Below are 6,230 nucleotides of genomic sequence, written 5' to 3'. Positions count from 1 at the left end.
TTTGAAATAGAAAGCAAATTAGGCATCTGAAAAAATACCCGTCGCATCTTTGATTTGTTATTTATTTTCATGCCCCTAAAGTAAATCAAAATTTATATTCAAAAAAAAGTTTTACAAAAAGACTCTCAAAAAAAATAAAAATAAAAAAACACTGGTTAATGATAAAAAAGTGTGATAAGATATTAATATTGTTTTTAAAAATAATTAGCCCATTATGTTTATAGGGTAATTCCTATTATAAGATTATAAAGGAAAAATGTCAAGCTATTTATTGAAAAAGTATAAAAAGTGTAAAAATTAATGTAAGTATTAACAATACTAGATGCGTGGTAAAAATATACAAGTAATGAGTAATAAAGCATAGGAGGAGTAATTATGGGTAGTACTAAGTACATATTTGTTACAGGTGGGGTAGTTTCATCTTTAGGAAAAGGAATAACGGCAGCTTCGATAGGGAGGCTTTTAAAGAATAGAGGGTTAAAAGTTTCTATTCAAAAATTTGACCCATATATAAATGTGGATCCGGGTACAATGAGTCCATACCAACATGGGGAAGTTTTTGTTACAGATGATGGCGCGGAAACAGATTTGGACTTAGGGCATTATGAAAGATTTATCGATGAGAATTTAAGCAAGAGTAGTAATGTAACTACAGGAAAAGTATATTGGTCAGTTATATCAAAAGAACGAAGAGGAGATTTTCTAGGTGGCACAGTACAGGTAATACCACATATAACTAATGAGATAAAAGAAAGAGCCTATAGAGTTGCGAAGGAAAAAGATGTAGATGTTGTTATAACTGAAATTGGTGGAACCGTTGGAGATATCGAGTCTTTACCATTTTTAGAGGCTATAAGGCAGATAAAATATGAAGTAGGAATAGAAAATGTTTGTTTTATTCATGTTACATTAATACCATATTTAAGAAAAGCTGGAGAGCTTAAAACAAAACCTACTCAACATTCTGTTAAAGAACTAAGAAGCATAGGTATTCAACCAGATATTATAGTATGCCGATCTGAAAAGGAGATATCTGAAGACATGAAGGCTAAAATTGGGCTGTTCTGTAATTTAGAGGCGAACTCTGTAATTCAGAATTTGGATGCTGAGAATTTATATGAAATACCACTTATGCTTCACAAAGAGGGCTTAGATACTCTAGTATGTAAAAAATTAAAATTAAATTGTGGTGAAATAGATAATACTGAATGGATAAATATGGTAAATAAATTAAAGAATCTATCCGAGAATGTGAAAATAGCACTAGTGGGAAAATATGTAGAGCTTCATGATGCATATCTTTCTGTTGTTGAAGCACTCACTCATGGAGGTCTTTATAATGATTCTAATGTAGAAATTAAATGGGTAGATGCTTGCGACGTAACATTTGAAAATGCAAGTGAAATATTAGGTGACGTTTCCGGTATATTGGTTCCGGGCGGATTTGGGGACAGGGGAATAGAAGGCAAAATCGAGGCAGCAAGGTATGCTAGAGAAAATAAAGTGCCATTTTTCGGGATATGTCTTGGTATGCAATGTGCTGTTATAGAATATGCAAGAAACGTAGCAGGAATGGGTGGAGCTAATAGTTCGGAAATTGATGCTGGGGCGAAGTATCCAGTAATAGATTTGATGCCGGATCAAAAGGATTTAGATGAAAAAGGTGGAACTATGAGACTCGGGTTATATGCGTGTAAGTTATCAAAAGAGTCTAATGTGAATGTTGCGTACAGCGATGAAGTAATATATGAGAGACATAGACATAGATATGAATTTAATAATGAGTATAGAAAAACAATAACTGATGCAGGACTTATGATTACGGGAACGAGCCCAGATGAAAAATTAGTAGAGATAGTTGAAATTAAAGATCATCCTTGGTTTGTTGGAGTTCAGTTTCATCCAGAACTTAAATCTAGACCTAATAAACCACACCCACTATTTAAAGAATTTATTAAGGCATCTTTAGAATATAATAAATAATATAAAATATATCCTATAGAGTAGATAATGGAAAAGTCTATTCTATAGGAGTTTTTTATATCTAAGATGAATGAAATTACCAATAATTTCAATTGAAGTTTAGCAGGAATTTAATAAAATTTATAGAATTTAATATTAAACACTAAAATGAAACAGAATGCTTTTGATTTTGATAATTATTATTAAGAGTAAAAGTTATTTTTGACATAAAAATATTAAATATGGAGGTGAGGTAATTGACATTCGATACTAGTATTGCTATAGCATTAAAGAATTCTAATGGTCAATATAAGGTATGCGAGCTGACAATATTTGAAATAGAGAGTATGAAGACTAGATTTCCATCTTTAAACATTGAATTACATAAAGGTAAAGAGATAGAAATTATGGTTAAGTGTTCGCTATGTGGAGACTACCATTTTTATCATTATAATATTAATGAACTTTTGAAAAGGAATATGGTTATAGGCGGATGTGAACAATTAGCCTTACCTATATTTTTTATTGGCAAGAATCAAAAGGTTATTAAAAAAGTAAATGAACATAGACAAACTATAGAGAAAATTTACGCTATGATATAAATAAAATGGAAGATGCACATAAACATTTAGAGGTTTGTGTGCATGGTTTGTGTGCATTCTAAATATAGTGGATTAAAATTATGAAATAGGTTATAATTAATGTAGTATATCATTTCAAAAAAAATCATTGGATAGAAAACTCGTTTTTAAATTCCCATGATATTTATAAAATAGATATTATAATTGAAATACCCTTCGGAGGTGCAGATTTTTGATAAATAAAGATTTACAGAACATGACTGTAATTGAATTACGGGAACATTGTAAAGAACTTGGAGTTAAAAACATTTCTAAATTTAAAAAAAGTGAGTTAATCGAAGAAATAAAGAAAATAACGCCAGTTTCATTGCAAAGGGATGGAGTTATTTTAAGAGAAAAAATAAGTTCTAAAAACAATTCTACAGTTGAAGATAATGTTATAAAAAATTCAGAGGATCAAATCTCAAATAATCCAATTCAAAATGAGAAAATTCCTAATAATGAAGATATTGATACAGGTTTTAAAAATCAAAATGAAAATAAAAAAGAAAAATTACAAGAAATGATAAATGAATCAGGGTCAGCAAGAGGAGTTCTAGAAATAATTGAGAACAATAGTTATGGTTTTCTAAGAGGGCATAATTATTTATCGGGTCCAGATGATATTTATGTTTCACCATCTCAAATTAGAAGGTTCAACTTAAAAACAGGTGATGAAGTAGAAGGTAAGGTTAGAATACCTAAAGAAGGCGAGAAATTCAAAGCTTTATTGTATGTACAGGGAGTAAATGGAGAAAATCCTGATAGAGCTGTAGGTAGAAGACCTTTTGAAAAATTAACCCCCATTTACCCAACGCAAAGGTTGACACTGGAAACTAGTCCAAATGACTTGTCTTCGAGAATGATGGATATTATTTCTCCTATAGGAAAAGGGCAAAGAGGCATAATTGTAGCACAGCCAAAGGCAGGTAAAACAACACTTCTTAAGAAAATTGCTAACAGTATCTCTATAAATCACCCAGAAGTAAAATTAATTGTTGTTTTAATAGATGAGAGACCAGAAGAAGTTACTGATATGCAGAGATCTATTAATGGCGAAGTTATTTATTCAACTTTCGATGAAGAGCCAGATCATCATACAAAAGTTGCTTATATGGTACTTGAAAGAGCTAAAAGAATGGTGGAACAAGGACAAGATGTAGTTATTCTACTAGATAGTTTAACTAGACTTTCTAGAGCATACAATTTAACTGTAACCCCTTCAGGGAGGACTCTATCCGGAGGACTCGACCCTAGTGCACTTTTGATGCCAAAGAAATTTTTTGGAGCGGCTAGAAATATTGAAGAGGGCGGAAGTTTAACAATCCTTGCTACAGCACTTATAGAAACAGGAAGTAGAATGGACGATATGATTTTTGAGGAATTTAAGGGTACAGGTAATATGGAAGTTCACTTAGATAGAAAACTTCAAGAAAGAAGAATATTCCCAGCGATAGATATTTATAAATCAGGAACAAGAAGAGAAGATTTACTACTCGCTAAGATTGAAATGGAGACTATATATAATTTAAGAAAGATAATGTATAGAGAAGGCAATGCTATGGGCGTAACAGAGAAACTCTTAAATTTATTAGGTACAACTAAGAACAATAAGGAATTTTTAGAAATGATAAATAAGAATTTTGAATTAGTAGCTAAGTAAGGTATATTATAGGATTACTATTATAAATTAATAGGCGGTGCTTAATGTTACAAAATAATGATTATTTTGTAACATTAAGCACCGTCGATTGAAATTTTTTAGTAGATTCTTAAGATTTACTTTTTCAATTTAAAAAATGGAAAAGATAATTAAATCTTTTCCATTAATATATTATTCTACATCTTCGCTTTTTATGTTAAATTTCTTCATGAATCTATCAACTCTTCCACCAGCATCAATATTCTTTTGCTTTCCAGTGTAGAATGGATGGCAATTAGAACATACGTCTACTTTAAGTTCTTTTTTAGTAGATCCTGTAATAAAAGTGTTTCCACATGCGCATTTAACAACTGTATCATTATGGTATTCTGGATGTATTCCTTCTTGCATATTTTTCACCTCTTTCAAAAAATAAATATATACCCGTATTGTCAACTATTTAATTTTAGCATATAATTGATAATTAAGTCAATAAGAATAAAATTATTTTTTACTTAATTTTTACTTTAATATATAGTTTAAATTTGATAAAATGTATTTAGTTGAGTTTTTTTATTAAATTAAAAACTGTAGATGAATTTTCTATAGAACTATAATTTGTAAATGGAAATTTTAAAAAGTGGATTAACAAATTGGAGGTAAAGATATGTACGGACCAAAAAATCATGGTTGGGTGGAAGTTATTGTAGGGCCTATGTATAGTGGTAAGTCTGAAGAACTTATACGTAGGATAAGAAGAATTAAAATTGCAAAACAGAAAGTACAAGTTTTCAAGCCGGAAATTGACAATAGGTATGGCAAGGGAGACGTGGTGTCTCACTGTGGCGCCAAGGCGGAGGCGGTTCCAGTTAAAGATAGCGCACAAATATTACGTCTCTTAGATAAAGATACACAGGTTGTTGCTATTGATGAGGTGCAGTTTTTTGATAAAGGGATAATAGATGTAATTACTATCTTGGCTGATAATAATAAAAGAGTTATATGCGCGGGATTGGATATGGATTTTAAGGGGGTACCTTTCGGACCCATACCATCAATTCTGGCTATTGCAGAGTTTGTATACAAAATCCAGGCTATTTGTGTTGTGTGTGGTAATCCTGCTACTAGAACTCAACGTTTGATTAATGGGAAACCGGCTAAATACGATGATCCCATTGTCTTAATTGGAGCGTTAGAATCTTATGAAGCACGATGTAGGAAGTGTCACATTATTAGCAAAGAAGGGGTGTAATTATGGCTAAAAATGTTAATGTTGGAGGTCAGGCAGTAATTGAAGGAGTTATGATGAGAGGAAGTGAGGGGATCGCCACTGCAGTGAGAACTACGCAAGGGGAAATTGTAGTGGAAAAAAAAGCCTATAAATCTTATACTAAAAAGAATAAACTTTTAGGGCTTCCAATAATAAGAGGATTTATTTCTTTAATTGAGTCCTTAGTTATAGGTATAAAAACTTTAAATTATTCAGCTTCTTTTTTTGAAGAAGAGGGGGAACCATCTAAATTTGATAAATGGATCGAAAAAATATTCAAAGAAAAATCCAACGATGTAATTATGGGAATATCGCTCCTAGTTTCTTTGATCATATCTATAGGATTATTCTTTATTTTACCAACACTAGTAGCTAGTCTTTTTAGTAAAATGGGTGTAGGTGTAACGGGTATGAATATTGTAGAAGGAATTATTAGAGTTTTAATATTTTTATTATATGTGTATCTAATAGGGAAAATGGAAGATATTAAGAGAGTGTACCAATATCATGGCGCAGAGCATAAAACTATATTTTGCTACGAAAACGATGTTGAATTAACTCCAGAAAATGCAGCTAAATTTGGAAGGTTACATCCAAGATGTGGCACGAATTTTTTATTCCTAGTTATGATAGTTAGCATAGTAATGTTCTCTTTAACTGGTTGGAATTCAATTTGGGAGAGAATAATGTACAGAATAGTACTTCTTCCACTAATTTCGGGTGTAAGCTATGAAAT

Annotated in this window: 6 protein-coding genes; 5 read left to right on the top strand and 1 reads right to left on the bottom strand. The window is 31.2% G+C overall.

What is annotated here, in order from left to right; genetic code table 11:
• Nucleotides 1-375 precede the first annotated feature (375 nt).
• The 3 genes from JJE11_RS12585 to rho all read left to right on the top strand — a co-directional run bounded on the left by JJE11_RS12585 (nt 376) and on the right by rho (nt 4,245).
• Nucleotides 376-1,983, top strand: coding sequence for a CTP synthase (locus tag JJE11_RS12585; RefSeq protein WP_291636126.1), 1,608 nt, complete (start codon nt 376-378; stop codon nt 1,981-1,983).
• 236 nt (nt 1,984-2,219) lie between these two features.
• Nucleotides 2,220-2,564: a hypothetical protein gene (locus JJE11_RS12580; protein WP_291636124.1), complete on the top strand. Its 345-nt coding sequence runs from the start codon at nt 2,220-2,222 to the stop codon at nt 2,562-2,564.
• Between the two features lie 211 nt (nt 2,565-2,775).
• Entirely contained in the window at nt 2,776-4,245 is a 1,470-nt protein-coding gene (gene rho / locus JJE11_RS12575) for a transcription termination factor Rho (RefSeq protein WP_291636122.1), read from the top strand.
• A gap of 171 nt (nt 4,246-4,416) precedes the next feature.
• Here rho and rpmE read toward each other — a convergent pair whose 3' ends face one another.
• Nucleotides 4,417-4,635 carry a 50S ribosomal protein L31 gene (rpmE, locus tag JJE11_RS12570; RefSeq protein WP_291636120.1) on the bottom strand — a complete coding sequence of 73 codons (219 nt, stop codon included), beginning with the start codon at nt 4,633-4,635 and terminating at the stop codon, nt 4,417-4,419.
• Between the two features lie 256 nt (nt 4,636-4,891).
• Between rpmE and JJE11_RS12565 the strand changes: the two genes are divergently transcribed.
• Nucleotides 4,892-5,476, top strand: a complete 585-nt coding sequence (locus tag JJE11_RS12565) for a thymidine kinase (RefSeq protein WP_291636118.1) — start codon at nt 4,892-4,894, stop codon at nt 5,474-5,476.
• Between the two features lie 2 nt (nt 5,477-5,478).
• The coding region (locus tag JJE11_RS12560; RefSeq protein ID WP_291636116.1) for a DUF1385 domain-containing protein at nt 5,479-6,230 on the top strand (752 nt) is incomplete at its 3' end.

Origin of the sequence: Clostridium sp. (genome assembly GCF_016650095.1) — a bacterium.
GTDB lineage: Bacteria > Bacillota > Clostridia > Clostridiales > Clostridiaceae > Clostridium_AD.
This window is presented reverse-complemented; position numbering and strand designations above follow the sequence as displayed.